This is a genomic window from Cupriavidus sp. 01L415, assembly GCF_056400065.1.
Window position 1 is genome coordinate 1043800 of the sequence record NZ_JBFTSP010000001.1, and the last position, 25539, is coordinate 1069338.

At 66.7% G+C, this 25539-nt stretch carries 24 protein-coding genes and 1 riboswitch; of the genes, 16 read left to right on the forward strand and 8 right to left on the reverse strand.

The features are described 5' to 3' along the window. Window positions 1–139: 139 nt before the first annotated feature. The 8 genes from AC1DOX_RS04835 (at window position 140) to AC1DOX_RS04870 (ending at window position 6538) form a co-directional block, all read left to right on the forward strand. Window positions 140–706, forward strand: coding sequence for an RNA polymerase sigma factor (locus AC1DOX_RS04835; protein WP_092138864.1), 567 nt, complete (start codon window positions 140–142; stop codon window positions 704–706). Continuing rightward, the gene (locus tag AC1DOX_RS04840; RefSeq protein WP_441615470.1) at window positions 703–1137 is read left to right on the forward strand and encodes a DUF3619 family protein; all 435 of its coding nucleotides are present in this window, start codon (window positions 703–705) and stop codon (window positions 1135–1137) included. Before AC1DOX_RS04835 ends, AC1DOX_RS04840 begins: the two co-directional genes overlap by 4 nt. Before the next feature lies 1 nt (window position 1138). Further along, window positions 1139–1933, forward strand: a complete 795-nt coding sequence (locus AC1DOX_RS04845) for a DUF3106 domain-containing protein (RefSeq protein WP_441615472.1) — start codon at window positions 1139–1141, stop codon at window positions 1931–1933. A gap of 262 nt (window positions 1934–2195) precedes the next feature. Further along, a complete protein-coding gene (locus AC1DOX_RS04850; protein WP_441615474.1) occupies window positions 2196–2738 on the forward strand; it encodes an RDD family protein in 543 nt (180 codons plus the stop codon). Next, window positions 2735–3748, forward strand: coding sequence for an esterase/lipase family protein (locus tag AC1DOX_RS04855; RefSeq protein WP_441615476.1), 1014 nt, complete (start codon window positions 2735–2737; stop codon window positions 3746–3748). The genes AC1DOX_RS04850 and AC1DOX_RS04855 overlap by 4 nt, the downstream gene beginning before the upstream one ends. 178 nt (window positions 3749–3926) lie before the next feature. After that, window positions 3927–4868, forward strand: coding sequence for a UDP-2,3-diacylglucosamine diphosphatase (locus AC1DOX_RS04860; RefSeq protein WP_441615478.1), 942 nt, complete (start codon window positions 3927–3929; stop codon window positions 4866–4868). Between the two features lie 127 nt (window positions 4869–4995). Further along, on the forward strand, window positions 4996–6126 hold the full coding sequence (locus tag AC1DOX_RS04865; RefSeq protein WP_441615480.1) for a glycosyltransferase family 4 protein: 1131 nt from the start codon (window positions 4996–4998) through the stop codon (window positions 6124–6126). Continuing rightward, window positions 6041–6538 carry a diacylglycerol kinase gene (locus AC1DOX_RS04870; protein ID WP_441615482.1) on the forward strand — a complete coding sequence of 166 codons (498 nt, stop codon included), beginning with the start codon at window positions 6041–6043 and terminating at the stop codon, window positions 6536–6538. Before AC1DOX_RS04865 ends, AC1DOX_RS04870 begins: the two co-directional genes overlap by 86 nt. Window positions 6539–6547: 9 nt before the next feature. Here the strand turns inward: AC1DOX_RS04870 and AC1DOX_RS04875 are convergent, their stop codons facing one another. The 7 genes from AC1DOX_RS04875 to AC1DOX_RS04905 form a co-directional block, all read right to left on the reverse strand. Beyond that, window positions 6548–7132 (reverse strand): LOG family protein, encoded by a 585-nt coding sequence (locus AC1DOX_RS04875; protein ID WP_441615484.1) that lies wholly within the window; start codon window positions 7130–7132, stop codon window positions 6548–6550. Then, the gene (locus AC1DOX_RS04880; protein ID WP_441615486.1) at window positions 7129–7839 is read right to left on the reverse strand and encodes a TetR/AcrR family transcriptional regulator; all 711 of its coding nucleotides are present in this window, start codon (window positions 7837–7839) and stop codon (window positions 7129–7131) included. The genes AC1DOX_RS04875 and AC1DOX_RS04880 overlap by 4 nt, the downstream gene beginning before the upstream one ends. Before the next feature lie 155 nt (window positions 7840–7994). Further along, the gene (locus tag AC1DOX_RS04885) at window positions 7995–8603 is read right to left on the reverse strand and encodes a DUF924 family protein (RefSeq protein ID WP_441615488.1); all 609 of its coding nucleotides are present in this window, start codon (window positions 8601–8603) and stop codon (window positions 7995–7997) included. Next, complete coding sequence (locus tag AC1DOX_RS04890; protein ID WP_092138883.1) at window positions 8590–9018, reverse strand: group II truncated hemoglobin; 429 nt, start codon at window positions 9016–9018, stop codon at window positions 8590–8592. The genes AC1DOX_RS04885 and AC1DOX_RS04890 overlap by 14 nt, the downstream gene beginning before the upstream one ends. Before the next feature lie 33 nt (window positions 9019–9051). Next, on the reverse strand, window positions 9052–11661 hold the full coding sequence (locus tag AC1DOX_RS04895; protein WP_441615491.1) for an ABC transporter permease: 2610 nt from the start codon (window positions 11659–11661) through the stop codon (window positions 9052–9054). Between the two features lie 55 nt (window positions 11662–11716). After that, the gene (locus tag AC1DOX_RS04900) at window positions 11717–12319 is read right to left on the reverse strand and encodes a DUF4126 domain-containing protein (RefSeq protein ID WP_441615493.1); all 603 of its coding nucleotides are present in this window, start codon (window positions 12317–12319) and stop codon (window positions 11717–11719) included. A 145-nt stretch (window positions 12320–12464) separates the two neighbouring features. After that, entirely contained in the window at window positions 12465–13562 is a 1098-nt protein-coding gene (locus AC1DOX_RS04905) for a substrate-binding domain-containing protein (protein WP_441615495.1), read from the reverse strand. Between the two features lie 219 nt (window positions 13563–13781). Between AC1DOX_RS04905 and AC1DOX_RS04910 the strand changes: the two genes are divergently transcribed. Then, window positions 13782–14561 carry an ABC transporter substrate-binding protein gene (locus AC1DOX_RS04910; RefSeq protein ID WP_441615654.1) on the forward strand — a complete coding sequence of 260 codons (780 nt, stop codon included), beginning with the start codon at window positions 13782–13784 and terminating at the stop codon, window positions 14559–14561. Between the two features lie 12 nt (window positions 14562–14573). Here the strand turns inward: AC1DOX_RS04910 and AC1DOX_RS04915 are convergent, their stop codons facing one another. Then, window positions 14574–15521: a LysR substrate-binding domain-containing protein gene (locus AC1DOX_RS04915; RefSeq protein ID WP_092138891.1), complete on the reverse strand. Its 948-nt coding sequence runs from the start codon at window positions 15519–15521 to the stop codon at window positions 14574–14576. Window positions 15522–15786: 265 nt separating this feature from the next. Between AC1DOX_RS04915 and xdhA the strand changes: the two genes are divergently transcribed. The 7 genes from xdhA to AC1DOX_RS04950 all read left to right on the forward strand — a co-directional run bounded on the left by xdhA (window position 15787) and on the right by AC1DOX_RS04950 (window position 25462). Continuing rightward, on the forward strand, window positions 15787–17283 hold the full coding sequence (gene xdhA / locus AC1DOX_RS04920; RefSeq protein ID WP_441615497.1) for a xanthine dehydrogenase small subunit: 1497 nt from the start codon (window positions 15787–15789) through the stop codon (window positions 17281–17283). A gap of 11 nt (window positions 17284–17294) precedes the next feature. Further along, window positions 17295–19667 carry a xanthine dehydrogenase molybdopterin binding subunit gene (gene xdhB / locus AC1DOX_RS04925; RefSeq protein ID WP_441615499.1) on the forward strand — a complete coding sequence of 791 codons (2373 nt, stop codon included), beginning with the start codon at window positions 17295–17297 and terminating at the stop codon, window positions 19665–19667. Between the two features lie 10 nt (window positions 19668–19677). Next, window positions 19678–20670 (forward strand): xanthine dehydrogenase accessory protein XdhC, encoded by a 993-nt coding sequence (gene xdhC / locus AC1DOX_RS04930; protein WP_441615656.1) that lies wholly within the window; start codon window positions 19678–19680, stop codon window positions 20668–20670. A gap of 47 nt (window positions 20671–20717) precedes the next feature. Further along, on the forward strand, window positions 20718–21782 hold the full coding sequence (locus AC1DOX_RS04935) for an adenosine deaminase (protein WP_441615501.1): 1065 nt from the start codon (window positions 20718–20720) through the stop codon (window positions 21780–21782). A gap of 75 nt (window positions 21783–21857) precedes the next feature. After that, on the forward strand, window positions 21858–23192 hold the full coding sequence (guaD, locus tag AC1DOX_RS04940; RefSeq protein WP_441615503.1) for a guanine deaminase: 1335 nt from the start codon (window positions 21858–21860) through the stop codon (window positions 23190–23192). Between the two features lie 181 nt (window positions 23193–23373). Further along, on the forward strand, window positions 23374–24558 hold the full coding sequence (locus AC1DOX_RS04945) for a fatty acid desaturase (protein WP_441615505.1): 1185 nt from the start codon (window positions 23374–23376) through the stop codon (window positions 24556–24558). A gap of 70 nt (window positions 24559–24628) precedes the next feature. Further along, a riboswitch (yybP-ykoY riboswitch) is annotated at window positions 24629–24823 on the forward strand. A 63-nt stretch (window positions 24824–24886) separates the two neighbouring features. Then, complete coding sequence (locus tag AC1DOX_RS04950; protein ID WP_092138902.1) at window positions 24887–25462, forward strand: TMEM165/GDT1 family protein; 576 nt, start codon at window positions 24887–24889, stop codon at window positions 25460–25462. The last annotated feature ends 77 nt before the right edge of the window (window positions 25463–25539 follow it).

Genomic DNA, 25539 nt, shown 5'->3' on the forward strand with positions numbered 1-25539 from the left:
GAATTCATGTCTGCACTTCAATACAGGATTGACCCAAATCGGCGGTTTTTTGCTAGCATCGCAGACATTTCCCCACTGCCGCAGGTCTTACGCGGCACATTTCACTCCGTTTCCGCGCCCACCCGCCGTATTTGCCTGAATGGCCTCCGACAAGGAACTCTCCGACTTTCTCGCCAGCGTGGAGCGACGAGCCTTCAAGCAGGCCGTATTCGCCGTGCGAGACGACGAAGCCGCGCTGGACATCGTGCAGGACGCCATGATCAAGCTGGCGGAGAAATACGGCGACAAGAGTGCCGCCGAACTCCCGCCGCTGTTCCAGCGCATCCTGCAGAACACCATCCACGACTGGTTCCGGCGCCAGAAGGTGCGGAACACCTGGGTCACACTGTTCTCCAACCTCCGCGACGACCGCGAAGGTGACGATAATGACCTGCTCGACACGCTGGAGGCCCAGGCCGGCACGGAATCGGCGGAAAGCAGTGCCGACAAGGTGGAACGGGCACAGGTCATGCAGATTATCGAGCAGGAAATCCAGCGTCTGCCCACGCGTCAACGCGAAGCTTTTCTGATGCGTTACTGGGAGGATATGGACGTGGCCGAGACCGCAGCTGTCATGGGCTGCTCCGAAGGCAGCGTCAAGACGCACTGTTCCCGTGCAACGCATACGCTGGCACAAGCATTGCGCGCACGGGGGGTCCGACTATGAGCAGAAACGAACGAGATATCCAGGAACGCCGCTTCGCCTGCGAGATCCGCTCGGCACTCGATGCCTCCGCGGACGCCCTGCCGGCGGACATTTCCGAACGGCTGGCAGCCGCGCGGCGAATGGCGCTCGCCGCCAAAAAGGCCGAGGCTCCGGTACGCGTGCCGCAACTGGCACTGCCCGGCGCGCATGGTCCCGTGTTCGAGGAAGACGAGGACACGCCCATGCACCGAGCCGGGGCATGGCTGCGCCGGCTTGCGCTTGTCTGGACGCTGGTGGTGCTCGTTGTCGGCCTCATCGGCATCTATCACTGGCAACAGCAGAAGCGCGTGGAGGAGCTGGCGGATGTGGATGCCGCCATGCTGCTTGACGACCTGCCGCCTACGGCCTACGCCGACCAGGGCTTCCACGTGTTTCTGAAGCGCGGGCAATAGGATGGCTCGCGCTACTTCCCGCTCCGACGCCTTCCGTCGCCGGCTAGCCGGCGTATGTGCGGCCGGGCTACTGGCCGCCGCCATGGCTGGCGTGGCCGTCACCGCCGCACAGGCGCAGGGGCCGGGCGCGACCGCGCCGGCACCGCACATCATCAACGCCCATCCCACCTGGACCGAACTGTCGCCCGCGCACCAGAGTGTGCTGGCGCCATTGCAGCCGCTCTGGGACACCATTCCCGAACTGAACCGGCGCAAGTGGCAGCGCATCGCCGACCGCTACCCGACACTCAAGCCCGAGGAACAGGCGCGCCTGCAAACCCGCATGGCCGAGTGGGTCAGCATGACCCCGCAGGAACGACGCCTGGCGCGCGAGAACTACCAGATCACCCGCACGCTGCCGGCGGAAAAGAAGGCGGAAGCATGGGATCGCTACCAGCAACTGCCGGAAGAGCAAAAGAAGAAGCTCGCTGCCGCAGAAAAGGTGCCGCGCCGCCCGGGCGCCGTCAGCGCGCTGCCGTCCGGCAAGCGGCTGCCAGCCGACACCAGCCATCAGATCCGCCCCGAGAAGAAGCCCGCCAGCGCACCGGATGCGATGCCGGCCGCCACGCCGGCCCAGGCTGTCGCCAGCACACCCGCCGTTGCGGCGTCCGCGCCCACTGCCCCGGCACCCGCCCCGGCCGTGAGCGCGCCGACATCGGCCGCGCCGACATCGGCCGCGCCGGCACCGACGCTCGCGCCGCCGGTCACCGGGGAGGCCGCCACGGACATCACCACCCAGGACGCGCCGCGCCAATAAGCGCGGACGGCCCTGAGCCGTCTCCAGGCCATCCCCAGTTCGCCCGTCGCGTCGTCAGCCGGTAACCCACCCGAAATTGGCACGCCGCCGGCCCGGGTCGGCCCCAAGCGGCCAGCGAGGGAGGTTTTGGCATAATTGCCGCTTCCTGGACTTGCACTGATCGACGCACCGGCCACCGGGCCATGCTGACCCTCGGGTCAGCATGCCGCCCTGCCGCCTGACTCCGCATCCGCCACCTGCCACGAACCGATCGCCTCGCGCCATGCCTGCTGCCACGTCTGCCGCTTCTCCCCCCGCTTCGCCCGATCGCGCCATCCGCACGCCCACGCTGCGCCGCCGGCTGACGTGCATGCTGTACGAGGGTGTGCTGCTGTTTGGCGTGCTGATGGCCGCCAGCGCGGTCTATGTGCTCGTCCGGCCGCTGCTGCAACAGCATGGGCTTGATCGCCCCTACGTCGACCAGGCGTGGATGTTCGTCGTGCTCGGTTTCTATTTCACGTGGTTCTGGCAACGCAACGGCCAGACGCTGGCGATGCAGACCTGGCGGATCCGGCTGGAGACCGCCGCTGGCGCGCCCCCGCGCTGGCCGCGGGCCGCGCTGCGTTTCGTGCTGGCGTGGCTGTGGCTGCCGCCGGCGGCAGTGGTCGGCCACGCGTTGGGGCTGACCCGGGGCCCGTTCGTCGGCGCACTGGCTGCCGGCCTGCTGATCTGGATCTCGCTGGCGTGGCTGGATCCGCGCCGGCAATTCCTGCATGACCGCCTGGCCGGCACCCGTCTGACCGACCTGCGCCCCGCCAAGTCATGAGCCTCACGGCCGCCGCCCTGCGCCGCGCCGCCGTAGCCATCCAGGCAACGGCGGCCAGCGGGCTGGCGGCGGGGCTGGCTGTCTGGGCCGGCTGGCCGTGGCCATTGGCGGTCGGCATCAGCGGGCTAGCGGTACTGATCGGCTTCGGTGCCGGCGTTGCCATCGCCTTTGGCGCCACACTGGGTGGCCTGGGCATCGCGCCTGCCGAACTTCCCCCTCTCCCGGCCGACGCCCCCCGGCGCCAGCGGCTTGGCATGGCCAGCGCGCTGGTCTGCTACCTGGGGGAATGCCAATCCGTCTTCCGCATGTTCAACTGGCTGCAGCCATTTCGCTCGCAGCTGCGCTTCGCGGCGCCCGCTGCCAGCGGCCCCGGGCGTGATGCGCCAACCGTGCTGCTCGTCCACGGCTACGGCTGTAACCAAGCGATCTGGCTCGATATGGCGCCCTCACTCGCCGCGGCGGGCTATCGCTGCGAAGGGATCGACCTGGAGCCCGTGCTCGGCGATATCGACGACTATGCGCCCACGCTGCTGGCGCACATGCGCGACATCCGATCGCGCACCGGACGCGCCCCGCTGCTGCTCTGCCACAGCATGGGCGGACTAGCCGCGCGCGCGGCGCAAGTGCTCGCTCTCGCCGACACCCGCTCTGCACTGCCGTGCGTCGGCATCGTAACGCTTGGTAGTCCGCACCATGGCTGCGCACTGGCGCGCTTCGGCAGCGGCCGCAATGCGCGGCAAATGCGTTGGGCGAGTCCGTGGCTTGCCACCCTTGCCGCGGCGGAATCGCCTGCCATGCGAGCACGCATCGTATCCATCTTCAGCTGGCACGATTCGATTGCCGGCCCGCCTGGCACGTCGTGGCTCGACGGCGCGCGCCACCTCGCGCTGGACGGGATCGGCCACGTTTCATTGCTGCGGCACCCGCGCGCGATAGCGGCGACGCTCGACGCGCTGGCCATGCTCAGTGCCGATGCGACGGCGCCCCCACGCGCAACCGCCACGCACTGACCGCCCCGACACCCGCCGCACGTGCCCGCCACATTGCGCGGGCTTCATATGACATTCATGTTTCCGTCACGGTATCGTCATGCCGCGCTGGCCCAATGCAGCCATCGCCGATACCGGGGCCGCCATGGTTCAAGCAATCCGATTTGCCCGCGGACGTCTGTCGAGGGTCGCGCAGCGAATGCGCGGCAAGCCTGACACGACGCTCTCCCTGTCCGCCGTGCTCGCGGCGTACATGCCGCCGCCGTCCGATCTGTCACCGCCCGCCGCCCCGCCCGTCCGCGCCCATGCCGAATCCGGCAACCGTCCCGCCACCTCCGCAGAGCCCCCCACGCATCGCTACCGCGCCATCTGGCTGTCCGATATCCACCTGGGCACGCCGGGCTGCCAGGCCACCTACCTGCTGGACTTCCTGAAGCACAACGAATCGGACGTCCTCTACCTGGTGGGCGACATCATCGATGGCTGGCAGCTGCGCCGCGGCTGGTACTGGCCGCAGAGCCACAACGACGTGGTGCAGAAGCTGCTGCGCAAGGCACGCAAGGGCACCGATGTCATCTACGTGCCGGGCAACCACGACGAAGTGGCGCGCCAGTTCGACGGCATGGCATTCGGCGATATCACCGTGCGCGAGGACGCCATCCACGTCACCGCTACCGGCCGGCGCCTCTGGGTCGTTCACGGTGACCTGTTCGACGGCGTCGTGCAACACGCCAAATGGCTGGCCTACCTGGGCGATTCGCTCTACACGATGATCCTGGCGATCAACCGCCACTTCAATCGCGTCCGGACGAAGCTCGGCTTCGAGTACTGGTCGATCTCGCAATACCTGAAGCATCAGGTCAAGAACGCGGTGAGCTACATCAATTCCTTCGAGCACGCCATGGTGGAAGAAGCGCGCCGCCGGGGCTGCGACGGCGTGGTCTGCGGTCATATCCACAAGGCCGAAATCCGCGAGGTCGACGGCCAGCTCTACTGCAACGACGGCGACTGGGTGGAAAGCCTTTCGGCGCTCGTCGAAACCATGGAAGGCGAGCTGAAGATCGTCTACTGGACCACACTTCTCGACCCACCGGCCACCACCAGCCGGCGTCGCCGCCGCACCGCCGAGCTCGCCGTCTGACACGGCACAACAGCATGACTCGCCACGGCCATCCGCCCGACACCGGCGGCATGCGCCATCACCACCAACACCGCCACCATTTCGCCACCGCGCAGCCGCCACGGCGCCTCTGCCGCAAGGAGTTTCGATGAGAGTCCTGATTGTCACGGATGCCTGGGAACCGCAAGTCAATGGCGTGGTTCGCACGCTCAAGTCCACCCGCCGCGAACTGGAGGCCATGGGCCATACGGTCGACCTGCTGACACCGCTGGAATTCAGCACGATTCCGTGCCCGACCTACCCCGAAATCCGTCTGTCGCTGTTGCCTTCGGCCAAGGTCCGCCGTCGCATCGATGACTTCCGCCCCGATGCGCTGCACATCGCCACCGAGGGCCCGCTCGGCCTCGCCGCGCGGCGCTACGCAATACGTCATGCGCTGCCGTTCACCACGGCTTACCACACGCGCTTTCCGGAGTACGTGCAGGCACGCTTCGGCATTCCGCTGGCATGGACCTATCGTTTCCTGCGCTGGTTCCACGGCCCGGCGCGCGCCGTCATGGCGCCCACGCCGGTGGTGCTGGACGATCTGCATCGCTACGGCATCACGCATGGCGTGCTGTGGACGCGCGGGGTGGATCTGGACGTCTTTACCGCCCAGCGCGCGAACGTCCTGAACACCGCGCATCCGATCTTCCTCTACGTCGGCCGCGTGGCCGTTGAAAAGAATGTCGAGGCCTTCCTGCAACTGGACCTGCCCGGCTCGAAGTGGGTGGTCGGCGACGGCCCCGCGCTGGCCAGCCTCAAGGCGCGTTATCCATCGGCGAACTACCTGGGTGTCCTGAAGCAGCCCGAGCTCGCCAGGGTGTATGCTTCCGCTGACGTTTTCGTCTTCCCTAGCCGTACCGATACCTTCGGACTGGTATTGCTGGAAGCGCTGGCAAGCGGCCTGCCCGTGGCGGCCTATCCCGTGACGGGCCCGATCGACGTATTGGGTGACAGCCCGGCCGGCGTGATGCACGAGGACTTGCGGGAAGCCTGCCTGGAGGCGCTGCGCATCGACCGCGCCACCGCGCGCGCGCATGCCGAAAAATTTTCGTGGCGCGCGGCATCCGAGCAGTTCCTGGCACACCTGCGGCCGCTGCCGGTATCGGCGACCACCCATGACAATTCGGCGTCCTCCGCCGCGCACGATCATGTCCAAACCGCACCCCACGCTACCGTCCGACCCGCACCTGTCCAACCCGATCTCCACGCGGGCGGCAGCCGAGCCGGAGATTGAATACACGGTCGAAAAGAATCCCCACAAAGGCAACCGCGGCCTGACACGCGCCTGGCATGCAGCGATCAACTCGTTGTCGGGCCTGCGGTTCGCTGTGCTGGAAGAGAGTGCGTTCCGTCAGGAGCTGACGCTGGTGGTCATCCTGACGCCATGCGCGTTCATCCTGCCAGTGAGCGTCGTGGAACGGATTCTGCTGCTCAGCACGTTGCTGCTGGTGCTGATTGTCGAGCTATTGAATTCGAGCGTCGAAGCCGCGGTTGACCGCATATCGCTGGAACGTCACAGCCTGTCCAAGCGGGCGAAGGACTTCGGCAGCGCGGCGGTCATGCTGGCCCTGATCCTGTGCGCGGGCACGTGGATCGCGATCGGCGGGCCGCATGTGGTGAGGTGGGTGGAGGCCTGGGTGGGCTGACGAACGACGCTAGGTTTGCTTCCGCCCCTGCTGCCACTTGTCCACGTGAACGCGCGGCGCGGCGGCAAGCCTGGCCAGCAGGTCGGCCGGTGTCTCGGCGACATGCAGCATCTCCGCATGCACCTGCTTCAGGAAGCCTTCACCCACCGCATGGTTCAGGAATCCGAGCATGCCGTCGTAGAAGCCTGCCACGTTGAGCAGGCCGACAGGCTTGTCGTGGTAGCCCAGCTGCAGCCACGTAAAGGTTTCGAACAACTCCTCGAACGTGCCCACGCCACCCGGCATCGCGATAAAGGCATCTGCGCGATCGGCCATCATCTGCTTGCGCTCGTGCATGTTGCGCACGACATGCAGCTCGGTCAGGCCGCGGTGCCCCACTTCCTTCTGCATCAGCGCATCGGGAATCACGCCGATGGCCGCGCCACCGTGCGCCATCACGCTATCCGCGACGATGCCCATCAGGCCGACCTTGCCGCCGCCATAGACGAGCGCTAGGCCCTGCTCGGCCATGGCCTTGCCCAGCGCGCGGGCGGCGTCCGCATACTCGGGACGATGACCGGGGCTGGACCCGCAATACACGCAAACGGATTTCACTTCTTGTCCTTCTCGGCTTTTGCAGCGTCCGTCTCTGCCTTGGCGGCGGCGTACTCGCGCGCGAGTTGGTCAAACGCCTCGCGCGCCTTGCCGCGCAGGTACGGCGCCAGGATCGAAAAGATGTGATAACTCGACCCGTGGAGATAGCCACGAATCTGCTCGGGATCGTTGTACTGGCGCGGGTGCTGCACGAACTGGAAAGACAGCCAGTAGGTGGCGATCACCACGATGTTGGTGCAGATGGCGTCCACCTGCTCGGGCGTCGCCTCCATGTCACCGTCCTCCTGGAACTGGCGGCAGATTTCCAGCGCAAACCGCTTCTTCTGTTCCACGATCCGCTTGAAGTTGGTCTCCAGCATGCGGTTGCGGGCCAACAGATCGTTGATATCGCGGTACAGGAATCGGTAGTTCCACAAGAACTCGGACATGTACTGCAGGTAGCCCCAGCTTTCGCCCAGCGTCGCCTTGTGATCCTCCGGCATCTTCAGGCGGCGCTCCATCTCCTGCTCGAAGCGCACGAAGATGGAGTTGATGATGTCGTCCTTGTTGCGGAAGTGATAGTAGAGATTGCCAGGGCTGATCTCCATGGCCTCCGCGATCGTCGTAGTGGTGACGTTGGGCTCGCCGAGCTCGTTGAACAGGCGCAGCGAGACGTCGAGGATGCGGTCTCGGGTTCGACGCGGAGCAGCTTGCGGTTTGGCTTCCATGGGCTCAGGACAGACTTTGAATCGGCAGGATTGGGATTATAAGCAATCGGCCCGGCAAGACCCGGCCGATGCGACGAGAGCGCCACCGCGACATCCGCAGGGGCGCTCGAAGATGAAACCGGCGGCAACGCCAGGGGGCGACCGGGGCGGCCGGCTCAGAACGATGACCCCGGCTTCTTCAGGAACGCCAGCTCCTCGGCGGTACTCGTCCTGCCCAGCACCGCGTTGCGGTGCGGGAACCGTCCGAACCGGGCAATGATCTCGCGATGCTTCACCGCCCACTCCACGGCATCCACGGTGCCTCCGCTGTCTTCACGCAGCGCGATCGACTCGCGTACCGAAATATCCTGGGCGCCCATGGATTCCGCGTGCTCGAACGGCAGGTAGCAGAACATGCGATGCCAGGGCGTGGGCAATTGCCGATCCCACCCAAGCTGCAACACGCGACGGGCCAGTTCCAGCGCGCGGCCATCCGTGGCGAAGCTGCGCGGATCGCCGCGGAACATGTTGCGCGGAAACTGATCCAGCAGCACGATGCGCGCGCAGGCGCCCTCGGGCGTCGCCGACCAGCCGTCGGCGGCGCCGTCATCGGCTGCCTGCCACAGTGGCAAGAACTTGTCGCAGATCGCCGCATCGAAGGCGTCGTCCTTGGCAAACCACTCGCGTCGCGACACATTCCAGATCGCCGAGCCCGGCGTGCCGAACCAGAAGTCCAGCAGCTGCGCGGCCTGGGCCGGCGCCGGCGCCGCGCTATCGCTGGACATTGCGCATCCAGTCCGCGGTCTGGAAGAACGCCTGCATCAGGCGCAACTGCAGGTCTTCCGGCAGATTGACGTCCTGCATCGCCAGCGCCATGCAGCGCATCCACTGGTCGCGCTCGCTGGTGCCGATCTCGAAGGGCATATGGCGCGCGCGCAGGCGCGGGTGGCCGAATCGGTCGATAAAGTGGTTGGGGCCGCCCAGCCAGCCGCACAGGAACCAGAACAGCTTGTCGCGCGACCCGTCGAGCGACGGCGGATGCAACGCGCGCAGACCCGCGAACTGCGTCTCCAGGTCCATCAGGTCATAAAACCGGTCGACCAGTTCGCGCACACGCGCTTCACCGCCCACCAGTTCGTAGGCAGTCACTTCCTTGCCCTCGCTCTGGGCGTCGGGCTTGTCGTTGGAATCGGTACTCATTGGCAATAGGAATGCGAACAGGCTGCGCGGTGATCAGACATCACGCAGCGTCGCCAGCGCCGGCTGGCGCAACACCTCGCGCAATCCCAGCCAGCCGCCGGCAAAAGCGCACAGCATGCCAGAAACCACGCCGATCGGTACGATCCATCCGTTGAAGCGATACGGGAAATCGAACACGAACTGCGACAGCCCCCACCCTACCGCGATGGCGCCAAGGCTGGCCAGCAGCCCCGCCAGCCCGCCCACCACGAGAAATTCCGCGTACTGTGTCTGCCGCACCAGCGCCGCGGACGCCCCAAGCGCCTTGAGCAGCCCGGCGTCGCGCTTGCGCTCGTCGCGCGCACCGGACAGTGCCGCATACAGCACCGTCACGCCGGCCAGCAGCGTGAAGACGAACAGAAACTCCACCGCGGCGATCACCTGGTCGAGGATGTCCTGGATCTGTCGCAGGATCAGGTCGGTATTGACGACGGTGATGTTCGGGAACGCGGCAGTCAGCCGGTTGCCCAGCGATGCCTTGGCCGGCGGCAAGTGGAACGCGGTGATGTAGGTCTCGGGCAGCCCCTGCATCTTGTCCGTGGGCAGGATCACGAAGAAGTTGACGCGCATTGAGCCCCAGTCGAGCTTGCGCAGCGACGTCACCGGCGCCTCCACGGTCTGGCCGGCGACATCGAAACGCAGCGTATCGCCCAGCTTGATGTGGAGCGTCTTGGCGATACCCTCCTCCACCGACGCGCCGCCTGATCCACTCGACCAGCGGCCGGCGATCACCTGATTGCCCTCGGGCAGCGTGTCCGTATAGGACAGGTTGAACTCGCGCTCCACCAGGTTGCGCGCACGTCCGTCTGGGTACGTGTTCGCCTGGATCGGCCGGTCGTCGATATGAGTCAGACGGCCGCGCACCATCGGGTATAGCAGGTCTCTGACGCCGTTCTTCGCCAGCATCGCGCGCAGCGGGTCTCGCTGGTCAGGCTGGATGTTGATGATGAAGCGATTGGGGGCGTCGGCCGGGGTGGCGTTGCGCCAGGAATCGATCAGGTCGTTCCGCGTCATGCCAAGCAGCAACAGCGCCATCAGCCCCACGGCCAGCGCCACGGTCTGCAACACCGTCACGCCGCGCCGGCGCTCCAGCACGGCCAGCGCAAAGCGCCAGCCTACGCTGCCGCGGGCCCGGCCACGCATGCCGCGTGACAGCGCGAGCAACAGGCCCAGTGCCAGCAGCGCGAAGACGATGCCCGCGCCGACAAACCCACCGGCAGTGGTCAGTCCGAGCTTCAGGTCGCGCGCGGCCACCAGCAGCAAGCCGACAAAGGCGCCCAGCCCCAACGCATACGCCACCCAAGCCGAAACGGGAGGCAGGCCGATATCGCGCCGCAGCACACGTAGCGGCGCCACGCGCGTCAGCGCCAGCAGCGGCGGCAATGCAAAACCCACCAGCAGCACCAGCCCCGCCGCAACGCCGACCAGGGCCGGCACCACCGAAGGATGGGGCAACGAGACCCGCAGCAGGCCGCCAAGCGACATCAGCAAACCGTAGTGGGCCAGATAGCCCAGCGCCACGCCGACGATCGCCCCGCAGGTGCCGAGCAGCAGGAATTCGAGGCCGAATGCCGCCAGAATTTGCTGGCGCGACAGCCCCAGGCACTTGTAGACCGCGCACGCGTCGGTGTGGCGCTGCATGTAGCGCCGCGCGGACATGGCGATGGCCACGGCGGCGATCATCGACGACAGCACCGCCACCAGCGACAGAAAGCGTTCGGCGCGATCGAGCGTGGCGCGCATTTGCGGCTGCCCCGATTCCAGCGACTCCACGCGCGTGTTGCGCAGGTGGCGCCGCTCGATCTCCGCGGTGGCCCACTGGCGATACGCATCGCCGGCCGCATCGGGCCCGGCCACCAGCAGGCGGTAGGTCACGCGGCTGCCCCAACCGATCAGCTTGGTGGCCTCCAGATCGGACAGCGGCAGCAGCACGCGCGGTGCGAAGTTCATGAAGCCCGCGCCACGGTCCAGTTCCTGCGTGATGATCCGGTCGATACGAAAGGTCTTGCTGCCAAGCTGGAGGCCGTCGCCCACACGAACGCCCAGCGCGCCGAGCAACGCCTCGTCGACCCAGACCGTGCCGGATGCGGGAATCTCCTCGGCGGATTGCTCGGCCCCGCCCGGCTCCGTGGCCACCTTGAGACGGCCGCGCAGCGGGTAGCCATCGGTCACCGCCTTGAGCGCAGCGAGCTGGCTTGTCGCCTCGCCGCCTCCGCCTGTGGCCCCGCCAGTAGCCCCACCCGCGGCCGGCCCGTTGCCGTTGCCGCCAACGCGCGCCGTCGCCATGCTCGGGAACGTGACGGTCTGCGCCACCTGCAAGCCATCCTGCTTCGCGCGGTCCGAGAAAGCAGCATCGAACGGCTGGTCGGAAATCAGCAGCACGTCGGCGGCGATCATCTGGCGCGCATCGCGCTCCAGCCCCAGCCGCATGCGATCGGCCAGAAACCCCACACTCGTCAGCGCCGCCACGGCCAGCACCAGCGCGAACAGCAGCAACGTCAACTCGCCGGCCAGCCAGTCGCGCCGGGCCATGCGCAATGCCTGGTGCCAGGCGGGAAAACGGGTCTCGGGGGCGATGGGTGCGGCGGCGGACTCAGTCGGCATCAGGCGATCTTCGGGTAGGCGGTTCAGCGTGGACGGTATGGGGATAGCGGAAATTTCATGGCCTGCGCGGCGGGCTGCCGGCGCCGCTGCGCAGGCTGGCGTGGAGCCGCCGCACACCGCGCCAGAGCTTGGGAATCAGCCACACCGCCACAATCAGGAACAGGGCCAGCAGGATCAGGAAGACAACCGGCAGGAAGAAAGCCAGCAGCAATCCGCCGGTGGCCGTGACATCCTCGGTAAACGACGCCACCCAGTTCGAAAATGGTTCCGGCGAGACATTGATCAGCGCGCGCGTGCCAGCCTTGGTGGCGTGCGCGGCGCCGGCCAGGGTACCGCCAATCAATCCGGCAGCCACCATCCATTGCGGATCGAGCTGGCCGAATGCGGCGGCGGCCAGGATTGCGCCGGCAGGAATGCGGATGAAGGTCTGGATGCCGTCCCAAACGGTATCGAAGCCCGGCACCTTGTCGGCGACGAATTCGGCAACGGCCAGCACCCCGGCCACGCCGATGACCCACCAGGACTCCAGCACCTGGAGCCCGGGGGGCAACGCGAGCCAGCCCACGCGGGCCAGCAGCCCGGCGGCCAGCACGGCCAGGTAGAGACGCAATCCGCTGGCCCAGGACATGCCCGCGGCCAGCGCGGCGGTTTCCAGCATGAGCCTCCTCGCGATGACATCCGGCAGCACCGGCGGCGCCGCTTGTCGAGGAGTGTAATACGGCCTGACCTCGCAGGCTGACCTCGCCGGCCAACCCCGTCGACCAACCTCGCGGGCCGACCCTGCGAGCAAACCCCGACCCGCGTCAGGCCCCTTCCTTGCCGTCCGCGCCGAACCAGGGCAACGCCTGCTGCGGCGTGAGGATGCCCGCCGGTTCGGCGGCCGTGTAGCCAGGCAGCGCTTCGATGCGCTGCGCAAATGCGGGGTCCGCCAGCAACGCGAGCAGCAACAACATCCACGGCGCGGTCTGGTCGTTCTTGCGCACCGCCAGGTAGTACGCCTCGCGCGTCAGCGGCACGAACGCCAGGCCGTTCGCCTCGGCGTTCATGCGCAGGCCGAAGCCAACCTGCGCCCGCCCGCTACGCACGGCCTGCGCCACTTTCTCGTTGCTGAATTCAGGATCTTCGTAGCCGGTGATCTGGTCCGGATACAGGCCGTGCGTGGCCAGCAGCTGGTCGAACAGCATGCGTGTGCCGGAACTGCGCTGGCGGTTGACGAAGCGTGCGCCAGTGCGGGCCAGGTCCCGCAGGTCGTGGATCTCGCGCGCCATGTCCGGCGCCACGATCAGGCCCTGCTCCCGCCACGCCAGCCGCACCAGCCGCACCGTGGCCGGACGCAGCCATTTGCGCAGGGTCACGTGCGCCACCGACCCCGCCACCTGGATCGGCGATACATAGAAGCCCGCCAGCTCCGATTGACGCTCCTGCAGGCAGATCAGGCCTTCCACGCTGCCACAGAACACCGCGTCCAGCTGCAGCGGCGTTGGCGCCCCTTTCAAGGCGGCGGTCAGCGTTTCGACGGCCGGATCGTGGCTGCCGGAAAAGTGCACGACGGTCTGCGGCTGGGCAGCGTCGTCGAGTTCGACCAGGAAATCCGCCATCGCTTTTTGCACGGCGGGATCGATGGTCTCGCGCAGGCGCAGTTCGGCACGCAGCAGCCGTTCGCCAAACCGCGTCAGGGATGCACCGCGTCCGCGCTCCATGTCGAGCATGCTGCGGCCGAGCATATCTTCCCAGGTGCGCATCACGCCCCATGCATGGCGATACGAAAGCCCGATCTCCTGGGCCGCCCGATGCAGCGACCCGGTTTCGCGCACCGCCTTCAGGAGCTGGAACACCTTGCCGTTGGCGCGCGGATTGTCATCGGCGGCAATGACCGGGAACAGGTCAAAGCGAAAAGTCATATGAATTGCCTTGCATATTTACAGAAGGATTGTGGCTCGATGACAATCATATGCCCCGGTTTCCACGACGCTGCAGCTATTCTCCACGATGCATCGTCGATGTGGCAATTGTGTTTCCGAAAACATAATAGAGGAACAACAATGTCCGACATCCGCCAAGACGTCCGTCTTACGCAACCCTCCAGGCTGGTTCGTGCGCTGGTCGGCGCCGCCAGCGCCATGGCGCTGCTTGTGCTGCCAGCGGCATACGCCGGCGAACTCAAGATGGCCACCACCACGAGCACCGAGAATTCCGGGCTCCTGAAATACCTGCTGCCCAGATTCGAGAAAAAAACCGGCATCAACGTGAAGGTGATCGCCGTCGGCTCCGGCAAGGCCATGAAAATGGGCGAGATGGGCGACGTGGACGTGCTGCTGGTGCATGCCCGCAAGATGGAAGACGAGTTCGTCGCCGCCGGCTACGGCGTGAACCGCCGCGACGTCATGTACAACGACTTCATCGTGGTAGGCCCTGCCAGCGACCCGGCTGGCATCCAGGGCGGCAAGGACGTCATCGCCGGCTTCAGGAAGGTGGCCGGCAGCGGCAGCAAGTTCATCTCGCGCGGCGACAACTCCGGCACGGACGTGATGGAGAAGGATTACTGGAAGAAGGCCGGCATCGAGCCGAAGGGGCAGCCGTGGTACGTGAACGCCGGGCTGGGAATGGGCGAGGTCCTGACGATGGCCGCGCAGATGCCCGGCTACACGCTGTCGGACCGGGCCACCTATGGCGCGTATCGCGCCAAGACGGGCCTGGCGATCCTGCTGCAAGGCGATCCGCAGATGTTCAATCCGTATGGCGTGATCGCCGTCAATCCGGCGAAGCACCCCGGCGCCAACTACGCGGATGCGAGGAAGTTCGTCGAATGGATGACCTCGAAGGAAGGCCAGGACGCCATCGCCAGCTACAAGGTCGATGGCGAACAGCTGTTCTTCCCCGACTACAAGGCCGCCAGGTAAGCGGCAGCCAACCTACCCCGCCGCGGCTTCCAGCCGCGGCAGCTGCGGCAGATCGGCCGCCACCTCGGCGATCATCCGCCGCATCCACATCACGTCCGGTGCTGCATGGCAGCGTTCGTGCCACAGCTGGTAGAACCGCATGCGCGGGAACGACACCGGCGACGCCACCATCCGGATCGGCAAGTACTGCGCATAGTGCGCGGCAAACTGGCGACCCGTCGTAAATACCATGTCGGTCTTCATCAGCACGTACGGCACCAGGCCGAAGTATGGCAACGTGACCTGGATGTTGCGCTTGTAGCCCTGCTCCGCCAGCGCCTGGTCGATCATGCTGCGCTGCATCGACGCATACGGCGCGGGCGCCAGGTGTGGCATTTCCAGGTAGTGGCGCAGCGTCAGCCCATGGCGCGCCAGCGGATGCTGCGCGCCGAGCATGCAGACCACTTCGTCGTCGAACAGCGGCGAGATATGCAGGTGTTCCGGCGGCGACAGCCAGTTGCCCACCACGATATCGAGATGCCCCTGCTCCAGCGCTTCCAGGAAATCGCTGGCCTGCGTCATCGGGTGCACAAACAGCTTGGCGCCCGGCGCCAGCCGGCGCACGCGCTCGACGATATTCGGCAGGAAGAACGCATCCAGGTAATCCGGCGCGCCCAGGTGGAAGGTCCGCGTGGTGGTGGCCGGATCGAACTGCTGCGGCGGACGGGCAATGCGGTCCATCGCCGCCAGGCTCTGTTCGGCCAGCGCCAGCAGTTCGCGCCCGCGTTCGGTCGGCACCATGCCGCTCTTGCCGCGCACCAGAATGGCGTCCCCGGTGATGTCGCGCAGCCGCTTCAGCGTATTGCTGATGGCCGGTTGCGACTGGCCGAGCCGGACAGCCGTGCGGGTCACGCTCTGCTCGGTGAGCAGGGTGTGGAGCACCCGCAGCAAATAAGTATCGAGATGGTCGCGTCCGTGCATGGCAGGGGCCCGTCCCGCCGCAAGGGCGGGTGTGGCTGGCGTGGGGGAAGGGAACGGCGCATAGTGTATGTCAGGGATCCCTCGGGCGGTCAAATCCGGCGCTGTACGGGAAGACCCGGACAAACTCGGGAAACCGCGCCCCGCCTGGCGTCCCGGCGGGGTGGCAGTCACAGGCGCGCGCCTTGATGGGGCATATCACATGGGCCGAATATTGCATGAATCGGGCCGATGCTATGTTTCCGCCATCCCCGAAAGAGAGAAGACCATGGAGACGCAAACCATCCGCTTTTTCCACCGCGGCCAGGTCCAGGAAATATCCGACGCCCCCGTTACCCGCACCGTGCTGCAGTACCTGCGTGAGGACGTCCGCTGCACCGGCACCAAGGAAGGCTGCGCCGAAGGCGACTGCGGCGCCTGCACCGTCGTCATCGGCGAGTTACAGGACAGCGGCGATGTCGAATTCAAGGCCGTCAACGCCTGCATCCAGTTCCTCCCCACGCTCGACGGCAAGGCCCTCGTCACGGTAGAAGACCTGCGCCAGGCAGACGGCGCGCTGCATCCCGTGCAGGAAGCGATGGTCGAGTGCCACGGCTCCCAATGCGGCTTCTGCACGCCCGGCTTCGTGATGTCGCTGTGGGCGCTGTACCAGCAGCACACGCCTGGTGGCGAGGCCCCCGCGCGGCAGGAAATCTGCGATGCGCTGACCGGCAACCTGTGCCGCTGCACCGGCTACCGTCCGATCGTCGACGCCGGCCAGCGCATGATGGCCCTGCCCGCGCCGCAGGCCGACCGCCTGAACCCGAAGCAGATCGCCGACACCCTGCGCAATCTGAAGCGCGGCGAGACCTTCCACTACAACGCGCGCGGCCAGCACTTCTACGCGCCGCGCACCGCGGCCGAGTTTGGCGCGATCAAGGCCGCCGAGCCGAACATCCGCATCCTGGCCGGCAGCACCGACGTGGGCCTGTGGGTCACCAAGCAATTCCGCGAGCTGGGCAACCTGCTCTACGTGGGCCAGGTGGAAGACCTGAACACCATCGCGGAGCGCGACGGCTTCATCGAGATCGGCGCAGCCGTGACGCTGGAGCGCGCTTACGCCGCCCTGAATGTCGCGCACCCCGAGCTGGAGGAAATGTGGAAGCGCTTTGCTTCGCTGCCCATCCGCAATGCCGGCACGCTGGGCGGCAACATCGCCAACGGCTCGCCGATCGGCGACTCGATGCCCGCGCTCATCGCACTGGGGACCGAAGTCGTGCTGCAGCGTGGCGACGTGCGTCGCACGATGCCGCTGGAAGACCTGTACCTGGCCTACCAGAAGACGGCCATGACCGAAGGCGAGTTCGTCGCCGGCCTGCGCGTGCCGGTCAAGGGTCCGCAGCATTTCCGCACCTACAAGCTATCCAAGCGTTTTGACGAGGACATCTCCGCCGTGTGCGCCGCGTTTGGCATCACGGTCGAGAACGGTTTCGTCACGTCCGCCCGCATCGCCTTCGGTGGCATGGCGGCCACCCCCAAGCGGGCCGCGCTGACCGAAGCCGCGCTGACCGGCCAGCCATGGAACGAGGCCACCGCCCGTGCCGGCATGGCCGTGTTGGGCCAGGACTACACCCCGCTGTCCGACATGCGCGCCACCGCGTCGTACCGTGCGCGCGGGGCCGCCAACCTGCTCTATCGCTTCTGGCTGGAAACGCGCAAAGGCGCGCTGTCCGCCGCCGAGGTCAACGTCCGCGCCATCGGCGCCGGCGAACCCGTGAGCGCCTGAGGAGAGCCAGCATGAACAAGCAAACCGAACCCTTCCTGCTCGACGCCAGCGTGGCGGCCGAATCGTCGCCGCAAGTCGGCATCTCCCGCCCGCACGAGTCGGCGCACCTGCACGTGGCCGGCACGGCCACCTATACCGACGACATCCCGGAACTGGCCGGCACGCTGCACGCCGCGCTGGGCATGAGCGCCCGCGCTCATGCGCGCCTGAAGTCGATGTCGCTAGACAAGGTGCGCGCGGCGCCCGGCGTGGTGGCTGTGCTGACCGTGGACGACATCCCGGGCGTCAACGATTGCGGCCCGATCATCCACGACGACCCGATCCTCGCCAGGGATGTGGTCCAGTTCATCGGCCAGCCGATCTTCGTGGTGGTGGCGACGTCGCACGATGCCGCGCGCCGCGCCGCCCGTCTGGCCGAGATCGACTATGAAGACCTGCCGCCCGTGCTGTCGCCGGAGGCCGCGCATGCCGCGGGCAGCTACGTGCTGCCGCCGATGCACCTGAAGCGCGGCGAGCCACGCCGCCACATCGACGCCGCAGTGCACCGCGATGGTGGCGAGATCCGCCTCGGCGGCCAGGAACAGTTCTACCTCGAAGGCCAGATCGCCTACGCCGCGCCGCGCGAAAACGACGGCATGCATGTGTGGTGCTCCACCCAGCACCCGACCGAAATGCAGCACGCCGTAGCCCACATGCTGGGCTGGCACGCGCACCAGGTGCTGGTGGAATGCCGTCGCATGGGTGGCGGCTTCGGCGGCAAGGAATCGCAGTCGGCAATGTTTGCCTGCTGCGCCGCGCTGGCCGCATGGAAGCTGCTGTGCCCGGTCAAGATGCGTCCGGACCGCGACGACGACATGATGATCACCGGCAAGCGCCACGACTTCGTTTTCGACTTCGAAGTCGGTCACGACGACGCCGGGCGCATCGAGGGTGTGCAGGTGGAAATGGTGTCGCGCGCGGGCTTTTCGGCCGATCTCTCGGGCCCGGTGATGACCCGTGCCATCTGCCACTTCGACAACGCCTACTGGCTGCCGAACGTGCAGATCGATGGCTACTGCGGCAAGACCAACACGCAGAGCAATACCGCCTTCCGCGGCTTCGGCGGCCCGCAGGGCGCGTTCGCGATCGAGTACATCCTCGACAACATCGCGCGCAACGTCGGCAAGGACTCGCTCGAAGTGCGCCGCGCCAACTTCTATGGCAAGGGCGAGCGCAACGTCACGCCGTACGGCCAGACCGTGGAAGACAACGTCATCCACGAGCTGATGGACGAACTCGTGGCTTCCAGCGAATACCAGGCCCGCCGCGCCGCCACGCGCGCGTTCAACGCGACCAGCCCGGTGCTCAAGAAGGGCATCGCCATCACCCCGGTGAAGTTCGGCATCTCGTTCAACGTCGCCCACTTCAACCAGGCCGGCGCGCTGGTTCACGTCTACAACGACGGTTCGGTGCTGGTGAACCACGGCGGCACGGAAATGGGCCAGGGCCTGAACACCAAGGTGGCGATGGTCGTGGCACACGAGCTTGGCATCCGCATGGAGCGGGTGCGCGTGACGGCCACGGACACGAGCAAGGTGGCCAATACCTCGGCCACGGCCGCCTCGACCGGTGCGGACCTGAACGGCAAGGCCGCGCAGGACGCCGCACGCCAGATCCGCGAGCGCCTGGCTGCCTTCGCCGCGCGCAAGGCCGGCGTCGATGCCGATACCGTGCGCTTTGGCGACGACCTCGTCGTGGCCGGCGAACTCCGCCTGTCCTTCGGCGACCTGGCCCGCGAGGCCTACGTGGCCCGCGTGCAGCTCTGGTCCGACGGCTTCTACACCACGCCCAAGCTGCACTGGGACCAGAGCAAGCTGCATGGCCGTCCGTTCTACTACTTCGCCTACGGCGCCGCGTGCTCCGAGGTACTGGTCGACACGCTGACCGGCGAATGGAAGCTGCTGCGCGCCGATGCCTTGCACGACGCCGGCAAGTCGCTGAACCCCGCCATCGACATCGGCCAGGTGGAAGGCGCGTTCATCCAGGGCATGGGCTGGCTGACGACCGAGGAACTGTGGTGGAACCAGAACGGCAAGCTGATGACGCACGCGCCGTCCACCTACAAGATTCCGACGATCAACGACTGCCCGGAAGCGTTCAACGTGCGGCTGTTCCAGAACCGCAACGTCGAGGACAGCATCCATCGCTCCAAGGCCGTGGGCGAGCCGCCCCTGCTGCTGCCGTTCTCGGTGTTCTTCGCGATCCGCGACGCCATCGCGGCCGTGGGCGACTATCGGATCAACCCGCCGCTGCGCGCCCCGGCGACCAGCGAGGCGATTCTGGACGCCGTGGAAGCCGTGCAAGCCGGCATCGCAACAAGGCAGGAGACGGCAGTTGCCGTCTGAGGTATCGATCATGCAGGACGCTCCGCTCAAGCCATTCCATTTCGCCGACGCCGCCCGCCTGGTGCGCGCCGGCGTGCCGGTGGCGATGGTCACCATCGTCGACGTCAAGGGCTCCGCCCCGCGCGAGGCCGGCATCCGCATGCTGGTGACGGCCGACGATCTGGTCGGCACGATCGGCGGCGGCCATCTGGAATGGCGCGGCATGGATATCGCCCGCGCGATGTTGTCTGAAGCGCGCCCGCAGCGCCGCATCGAGCGGATTCCGCTCGGACCCGCGCTGGGGCAGTGCTGCGGCGGCGTGGTGCAGCTGGCGTTCGAAGTGCTTGGGCGGGACGACTTGGCGTGGCTCGATGCGGTGGAAGCGGCCTTCGCGGCCGGCAAGTCGCTGGAACGCACCGTGCGGACCACGGGCGCCATCACGGTGACGCCGAGCCGCGCGCTGCTGCCTGCGGTGGATCTCGAAGCCGATGGGTCGTGGACCGATACGCTCGTGCCGGACGAGATGCACGTGGTGTTGTTCGGCGCGGGCCACGTCGGCCATGCGCTGGTCAAGGTGCTGGCCACGCTGCCCTGCCGGGTGCACTGGGTCGACGAACGGGACACGCTGTTCCCGGCCGGCCTGCCCGACAACGTGGAGGCCGAAGCGACCGATACCGCCGAAGCCGTGGTCGACCAGGCCCCGGCCGGCGCGTACTTCATCGTCATGACGCACAGCCATGCGCTGGACCAGGCGCTGTGCGAGCGGATCTTCCGCCGCACGGACTACGCCTACTTCGGGCTGATCGGATCCAAGACCAAGCGCGCGAAGTTCGAGCACCGGATGGCCGAGCACGGGATCGACCCGGCGCGGTTCCCGGAAATGACATGTCCCATGGGAGTCTCCGGCATTACGGACAAGGCACCGGCTATGATTGCGGTAGCCATCGTCGCCCAGCTGCTCCAGGTCCGCGACCAGCGCCTTGCCGCGCTGACCGCGAGCCAGGCGACGGCGATGCATCCGTAACCCGGTGTGACCGCAACTCGGCCGCCGTCAAGACCACAAGAGGCCCCATGACCATCGATGCCGCGCTCGCGGACATGATCCGCCGTACCCCAAAGGCCGAACTGCACGTGCATATCGAAGGCACGCTCGAACCCGAGCGCATCTTCAGGCTGGCTCAGCGCAACAACGTCCAACTGCCGTACCCGAGCGTGGAGGCGCTGCGCGCCGCCTATGCCTTCACCGACCTGCAGTCGTTCCTGGACATCTACTACGCGGGCGCCAGCGTGCTGCTCACCGAGGAAGATTTCTTCGACATGACGATGGACTACGTCAAGCGCGCCGCCGACGACAACGTCCGCCATGCCGAGATCTTTTTCGACCCGCAGACCCATACCGCGCGCGGCGTGCCGATGGGCGTCGTGATCGACGGCATTGCCGATGCCCTGGCGCAGGCGCGCACGGAATACGATTTTTCCAGCAGCCTCATCCTCTGCTTCCTGCGCCACCTGTCCGAAGAGGACGCATTCGCCACGCTGGAGGCCGCGCTGCCGTATCGCGACCGCTTCGTCGGCGTGGGCCTGGATTCGTCCGAACGCGGCCATCCGCCCGAGAAGTTCGCCCGGGTGTTTGCGAAGGCGAAGGCACTTGGCCTGCACCTGGTCGCCCATGCCGGCGAGGAAGGCCCGCCGCAATACGTGACCGATGCACTGGACATCCTGCATGTCGAACGCATCGACCACGGCGTGCGCGCCATCGAGGACGAGGCACTCGTGCAGCGCCTGGCGCGCGAGCGGATCGCGCTGACCGTGTGCCCGCTGTCGAACCAGAAGCTGATGGTCCATCCCGACCTGCGCGATCACCCGATGAAGCGGCTGCTCGATGCCGGCGTCGCCGTCACGCTGCATTCGGACGATCCGGCCTACTTCGGCGGCTACATGAACGCGAACTGGGAGGCGTCGTTCGACGCCCTGCCGCTGGACGCGGCCGATGCCCACAAGCTCGCGCGCAACAGTTTTGAAGCGGCCTTCCTGCCCCCCGTGCAGAAGGCCGAGTTCCTGGCGGAGGTCGATCACTTCTGGTCGGCCACGCCCACGTCCCCGCCCGCGACGGCCCCCGTGACTCCCACGACCTGACCGGGCGCATACCAAGAACGCCGGACGCCTGCGTCCGCCCCCGGGCGGGGGGTCCGGCCGCCCCGAGACAAGACCATGACGACGACTTCCCCTGCCCCAGGCACCAACGGTGCCGTCACCCGCGCGATCCGCGGCCGCATCCTCCACTTTCTGCGTGACCCGCAGTTCCATGAGGATGCCTATGAGTATTGGGAAGACGGCCTGATGATCGTGACGGCCGGTCGCATTGCCGCCGTCGGCCTGTATGAAGACCTGGCCCGCGACGTCCCGGCCGGCGCGGAGGTCGTCGACCACCGCGGCAAGCTGGTCGTGCCGGGGTTCATCGACACCCACATCCACTATCCGCAGACGGATATCATCGCGTCGCCGTCGCCGGGCCTGCTGCACTGGCTGGACACCTACACCTTCCCCGAGGAACGCCGCTTCAGCGAGCCGGCCTACGCGCGCGCCGTGGCCGACTTCTTCACGGACGAATTGCTACGCAACGGCACCACGACGGCGATGGTCTGGAGCACGGTGCACGCCACGTCCGCCGACGCGCTGTTTGCCGCCAGCCAGGAGCGCAACCTGCGCATGATTACCGGCAAGGTGATGATGGACCGCAACTGCCCGGAATTCCTGCGCGACACGGCCGAGAGCGGCGCGCGCGATTCCGCCGACCTGATTTCCCGATGGCACAACAAGGACCGGCTGGCCTATGCCATCACGCCGCGCTTTGCGCCGACGTCGACCGAAGCGCAGCTTGCCGCCTGCGGCGAATTGGCCAGGGCCCATCCGGACGCCTTCATCCAGACCCACGTGGCGGAAAACCGCGACGAAGTGAAATGGGTGGCCGAGCTGTTCCCCGATGCGCGCAGCTACCTGGACGTCTACGACCACTACAGCCTGCTGCGCCCAGGTGCCTTCTACGGCCACGCAATCTACCTGGACCCGGAGGACCGCCGCCGCCTGTCGGATAGCGGCGCCGCCGTGGCGCACTGCCCCACGTCCAACCTGTTCCTGGGCAGCGGCTTCTATGACTTCCACCAGTCGGACGCGCACCGCCTGAATGTGACGCTGGCGACGGACGTCGGCGGCGGCACGTCGTTTTCGATGTTCCGTACGATGAACGCGGCCCACAAGGTGGCGCGCATGGGCGGCTATCACCTGACCGCGCTGCGCATGTTCTACCTGGCCACGCGCGCCGCCGCGGAGGCACTGGGATGGCAGGACCGCATCGGCAGCTTCAGCGTGGGCTGCGAGGCGGATTTCGTGGTGCTGGACCCGGAAGCCACGCCACTGATCGCGCGGCGCAGCAGCCGCTCGGAAACGCTGGAGGAGCAGTTGTTCGCGTTCGCGATGCTGGGCGATGACCGCGTGGTCGACAACGTCTACATCATGGGCGAGGCCACCCGGGAACTGGCGGTCTGATCGTGTGCGGGGGCGGGCGCCCCATGCGACGGTCAGTGCGCGCTACGCGCCATAATATGGAGCGTTCAAAACGCGCCTTGACCCGAATCAACACAATCGTCATCAAACCCTTCTAGTCTGTCGCATTCGCCCCGCGCGCCCGTCCATACCGGCGCGTGCCGACAGACCACTGAAGGCTTTCATGACTGCCCGACCCAGCCATTTTTCACCGGCCATGCCCGGCGAAGCGGTTTCCACGCCGCCGGACCTCCGGACCTCGACGCCCCCGCATCGCGACACCGACATCCCCCTGCCCGAACCGATCGCGTTCGAAGCACCCTTTCCCAATCGCAAGACCATCCGCAGCTGGCTGATTCCGCTCGGCCAGCGCAGCACGCCGCGCGCGCTGTTCCTGTTCGCGCTCGACTACGCGTTCTTCGCCGCCGTCCTGGCAGGCGTGGCGCTGGTGCCGCAGTGGTGGGCCAAGACTGGCCTTGGCGTGCTGGCCGGGCTGGTCATCGCACGGCTGTTCATCATCGGCCACGACGCCTGTCACCAGAGCCTGACGGACCGCCGCGGCCTGAACAAGTGGCTCGGACGGCTGACGTTCCTGCCGTCGCTGACGCCTTACAGCCTGTGGGAAGTCGGCCACAACGTGGTGCACCACGGCTACACCAACCTCAAGGGTTTCGACTTCGTCTGGGCGCCCTACTCCCTGGAGGAATTCCGCGCGCTGCCGCGCTGGCGTCGTGTGATGGAACGCGTCTACCGCAACGGATTGGGCGCGGGTCTCTACTACCTGATCGAGATCTGGTGGTGCAAGCTGTTCTTCCCGAGCAAGCGCCAGATGGCCACTCGCCGCGCCATCTTTCTGTGGGACTGCACGCTCGTGGCGGCCTTCGGCGTACTGTGGATCGGCGCGCTGGCCTGGCTTGCCGTGGCGACGGGGCAATCGGTCCTGCTGCTGGTCGGCACCGGCTTCGTGCTGCCGTTCCTGATCTGGAACCTGACGGTCGGCTTTGTGCTGTACGTCCACCACACGCATACCAGCGTGGCCTGGTACGACACCAAGGCCATGTGGGCCAAGGCACAGCCGTTCGTGTCCACCACGGTTCACCTGCGCTTCCGCTACGGCATCGGCGCCGCGCTCCATCACATCATGGAACACACCGCGCATCACGTGGACATGAGCGTGCCGCTCTACCGTCTCAAGCGCGCCCAGGCGATGCTGGAACACGCGCTGCCCGGCCGCATCATCATCGAGAACTTCTCGTGGCGCTGGTATTTCCACACCGCACGCCGGTGCAAGCTCTATGACTTCAAGGCCCTGTGCTGGACCGATTTCCGCGGTCGCCAGACCAGCGAGAATTCTCCCGTACCGGCCTGACACGTCACACAGCCGCCCTCCCTTGCGCGCCACGTGGCGGTGGACTTTGCCCACCGCCATCGCTACAATTGCAGCTTCCATTGGGGAGTAGCCGCCCTGATCTCACCGCGCCGCGCAATGCGGCACCCGGGAGACAGGGGCGTACGTCAACAGACTTGACCGGATACGGTTATGGCGTACGTAGCTCCGGACCCTGGCGGCCTGCAAGGCCTGTCATGTGTCCAGTGCCTGGCGAGACCGATGACCTCACCTTTCTGGCCGGGCCGGGAAAGGTGTGCGTCATTGGCATCTCGCGATGCATTGCGGCCCGGTTTCACATCCCATAAGAATGGAATCCTTCCTCGTCTCCACAGGTATCGTCGCGCTCGCCGAAATGGGCGACAAGACGCAATTGCTGTCCCTCGTCCTGGCCGCACGCTATCGGAAACCCATCCCCATCATCCTTGGCATCCTGATCGCCACGCTGGTTAATCACGGCTTTGCCGGCGCCCTGGGCGGCTGGATCACACAAGTGCTCGGTGCCAACCTGCTGCGCTGGATTCTTGGCCTGGGCTTTATCGCCATGGCCGGCTGGATGCTGATTCCCGACAAGCTCGATGAAGCCGAGCAGGCCAAGCCGGTCAAGGGCGCCATCGGCATCCTCGGCACGACGATCGTGGCCTTCTTCTTCGCGGAAATGGGCGACAAGACGCAGATCGCCACCGTGGCACTGGCCGCGCGCTTTCATGGCGAAGTCATCGCCGTGGTAGCCGGCACTACCTTCGGCATGATGCTGGCCAACGCGCCCGCCGTGTTGCTGGGCGATCGCTTTGCCAACAAGATGCCGATCGCTCTCGTGCACAAGATTGCCGCGGCGATTTTCCTGGTGCTGGGGCTGCTGGCGCTCTTCAATATCGGCGGCTGAATACGGCCGCCACGCGCCCATAAAAAAACGGGGCTTTCGCCCCGTTCAAACCCTCGCCGGTCCGGTACTGCTGACTG

Excerpts from the sequence above, each read along its gene's own strand:
- AC1DOX_RS04865 (WP_441615480.1), top strand. The coding sequence starts at position 4,996 with ATGAGAGTCCTGATTGTCACGGATGCCTGGGAACCGCAAGTCAATGGC.
- AC1DOX_RS04895 (WP_441615491.1), bottom strand. The coding sequence starts at position 11,661 with ATGCCGACTGAGTCCGCCGCCGCACCCATCGCCCCCGAGACCCGTTTT.
- AC1DOX_RS04945 (WP_441615505.1), top strand. The coding sequence starts at position 23,374 with ATGACTGCCCGACCCAGCCATTTTTCACCGGCCATGCCCGGCGAAGCG.
- AC1DOX_RS04880 (WP_441615486.1), bottom strand. The coding sequence starts at position 7,839 with ATGGAAGCCAAACCGCAAGCTGCTCCGCGTCGAACCCGAGACCGCATC.
- AC1DOX_RS04840 (WP_441615470.1), top strand. The coding sequence starts at position 703 with ATGAGCAGAAACGAACGAGATATCCAGGAACGCCGCTTCGCCTGCGAG.
- AC1DOX_RS04900 (WP_441615493.1), bottom strand. The coding sequence starts at position 12,319 with ATGCTGGAAACCGCCGCGCTGGCCGCGGGCATGTCCTGGGCCAGCGGA.
- AC1DOX_RS04850 (WP_441615474.1), top strand. The coding sequence starts at position 2,196 with ATGCCTGCTGCCACGTCTGCCGCTTCTCCCCCCGCTTCGCCCGATCGC.
- AC1DOX_RS04860 (WP_441615478.1), top strand. The coding sequence starts at position 3,927 with ATGCGCGGCAAGCCTGACACGACGCTCTCCCTGTCCGCCGTGCTCGCG.
- xdhA (WP_441615497.1), top strand. The coding sequence starts at position 15,787 with ATGGAGACGCAAACCATCCGCTTTTTCCACCGCGGCCAGGTCCAGGAA.
- AC1DOX_RS04915 (WP_092138891.1), bottom strand. The coding sequence starts at position 15,521 with ATGCACGGACGCGACCATCTCGATACTTATTTGCTGCGGGTGCTCCAC.
- xdhC (WP_441615656.1), top strand. The coding sequence starts at position 19,678 with ATGCAGGACGCTCCGCTCAAGCCATTCCATTTCGCCGACGCCGCCCGC.
- AC1DOX_RS04845 (WP_441615472.1), top strand. The coding sequence starts at position 1,139 with ATGGCTCGCGCTACTTCCCGCTCCGACGCCTTCCGTCGCCGGCTAGCC.
- AC1DOX_RS04910 (WP_441615654.1), top strand. The coding sequence starts at position 13,782 with ATGGCGCTGCTTGTGCTGCCAGCGGCATACGCCGGCGAACTCAAGATG.
- AC1DOX_RS04950 (WP_092138902.1), top strand. The coding sequence starts at position 24,887 with ATGGAATCCTTCCTCGTCTCCACAGGTATCGTCGCGCTCGCCGAAATG.
- AC1DOX_RS04935 (WP_441615501.1), top strand. The coding sequence starts at position 20,718 with ATGACCATCGATGCCGCGCTCGCGGACATGATCCGCCGTACCCCAAAG.
- AC1DOX_RS04870 (WP_441615482.1), top strand. The coding sequence starts at position 6,041 with ATGTCCAAACCGCACCCCACGCTACCGTCCGACCCGCACCTGTCCAAC.
- AC1DOX_RS04835 (WP_092138864.1), top strand. The coding sequence starts at position 140 with ATGGCCTCCGACAAGGAACTCTCCGACTTTCTCGCCAGCGTGGAGCGA.
- AC1DOX_RS04890 (WP_092138883.1), bottom strand. The coding sequence starts at position 9,018 with ATGAGTACCGATTCCAACGACAAGCCCGACGCCCAGAGCGAGGGCAAG.
- guaD (WP_441615503.1), top strand. The coding sequence starts at position 21,858 with ATGACGACGACTTCCCCTGCCCCAGGCACCAACGGTGCCGTCACCCGC.
- xdhB (WP_441615499.1), top strand. The coding sequence starts at position 17,295 with ATGAACAAGCAAACCGAACCCTTCCTGCTCGACGCCAGCGTGGCGGCC.
- AC1DOX_RS04905 (WP_441615495.1), bottom strand. The coding sequence starts at position 13,562 with ATGACTTTTCGCTTTGACCTGTTCCCGGTCATTGCCGCCGATGACAAT.
- AC1DOX_RS04855 (WP_441615476.1), top strand. The coding sequence starts at position 2,735 with ATGAGCCTCACGGCCGCCGCCCTGCGCCGCGCCGCCGTAGCCATCCAG.
- AC1DOX_RS04885 (WP_441615488.1), bottom strand. The coding sequence starts at position 8,603 with ATGTCCAGCGATAGCGCGGCGCCGGCGCCGGCCCAGGCCGCGCAGCTG.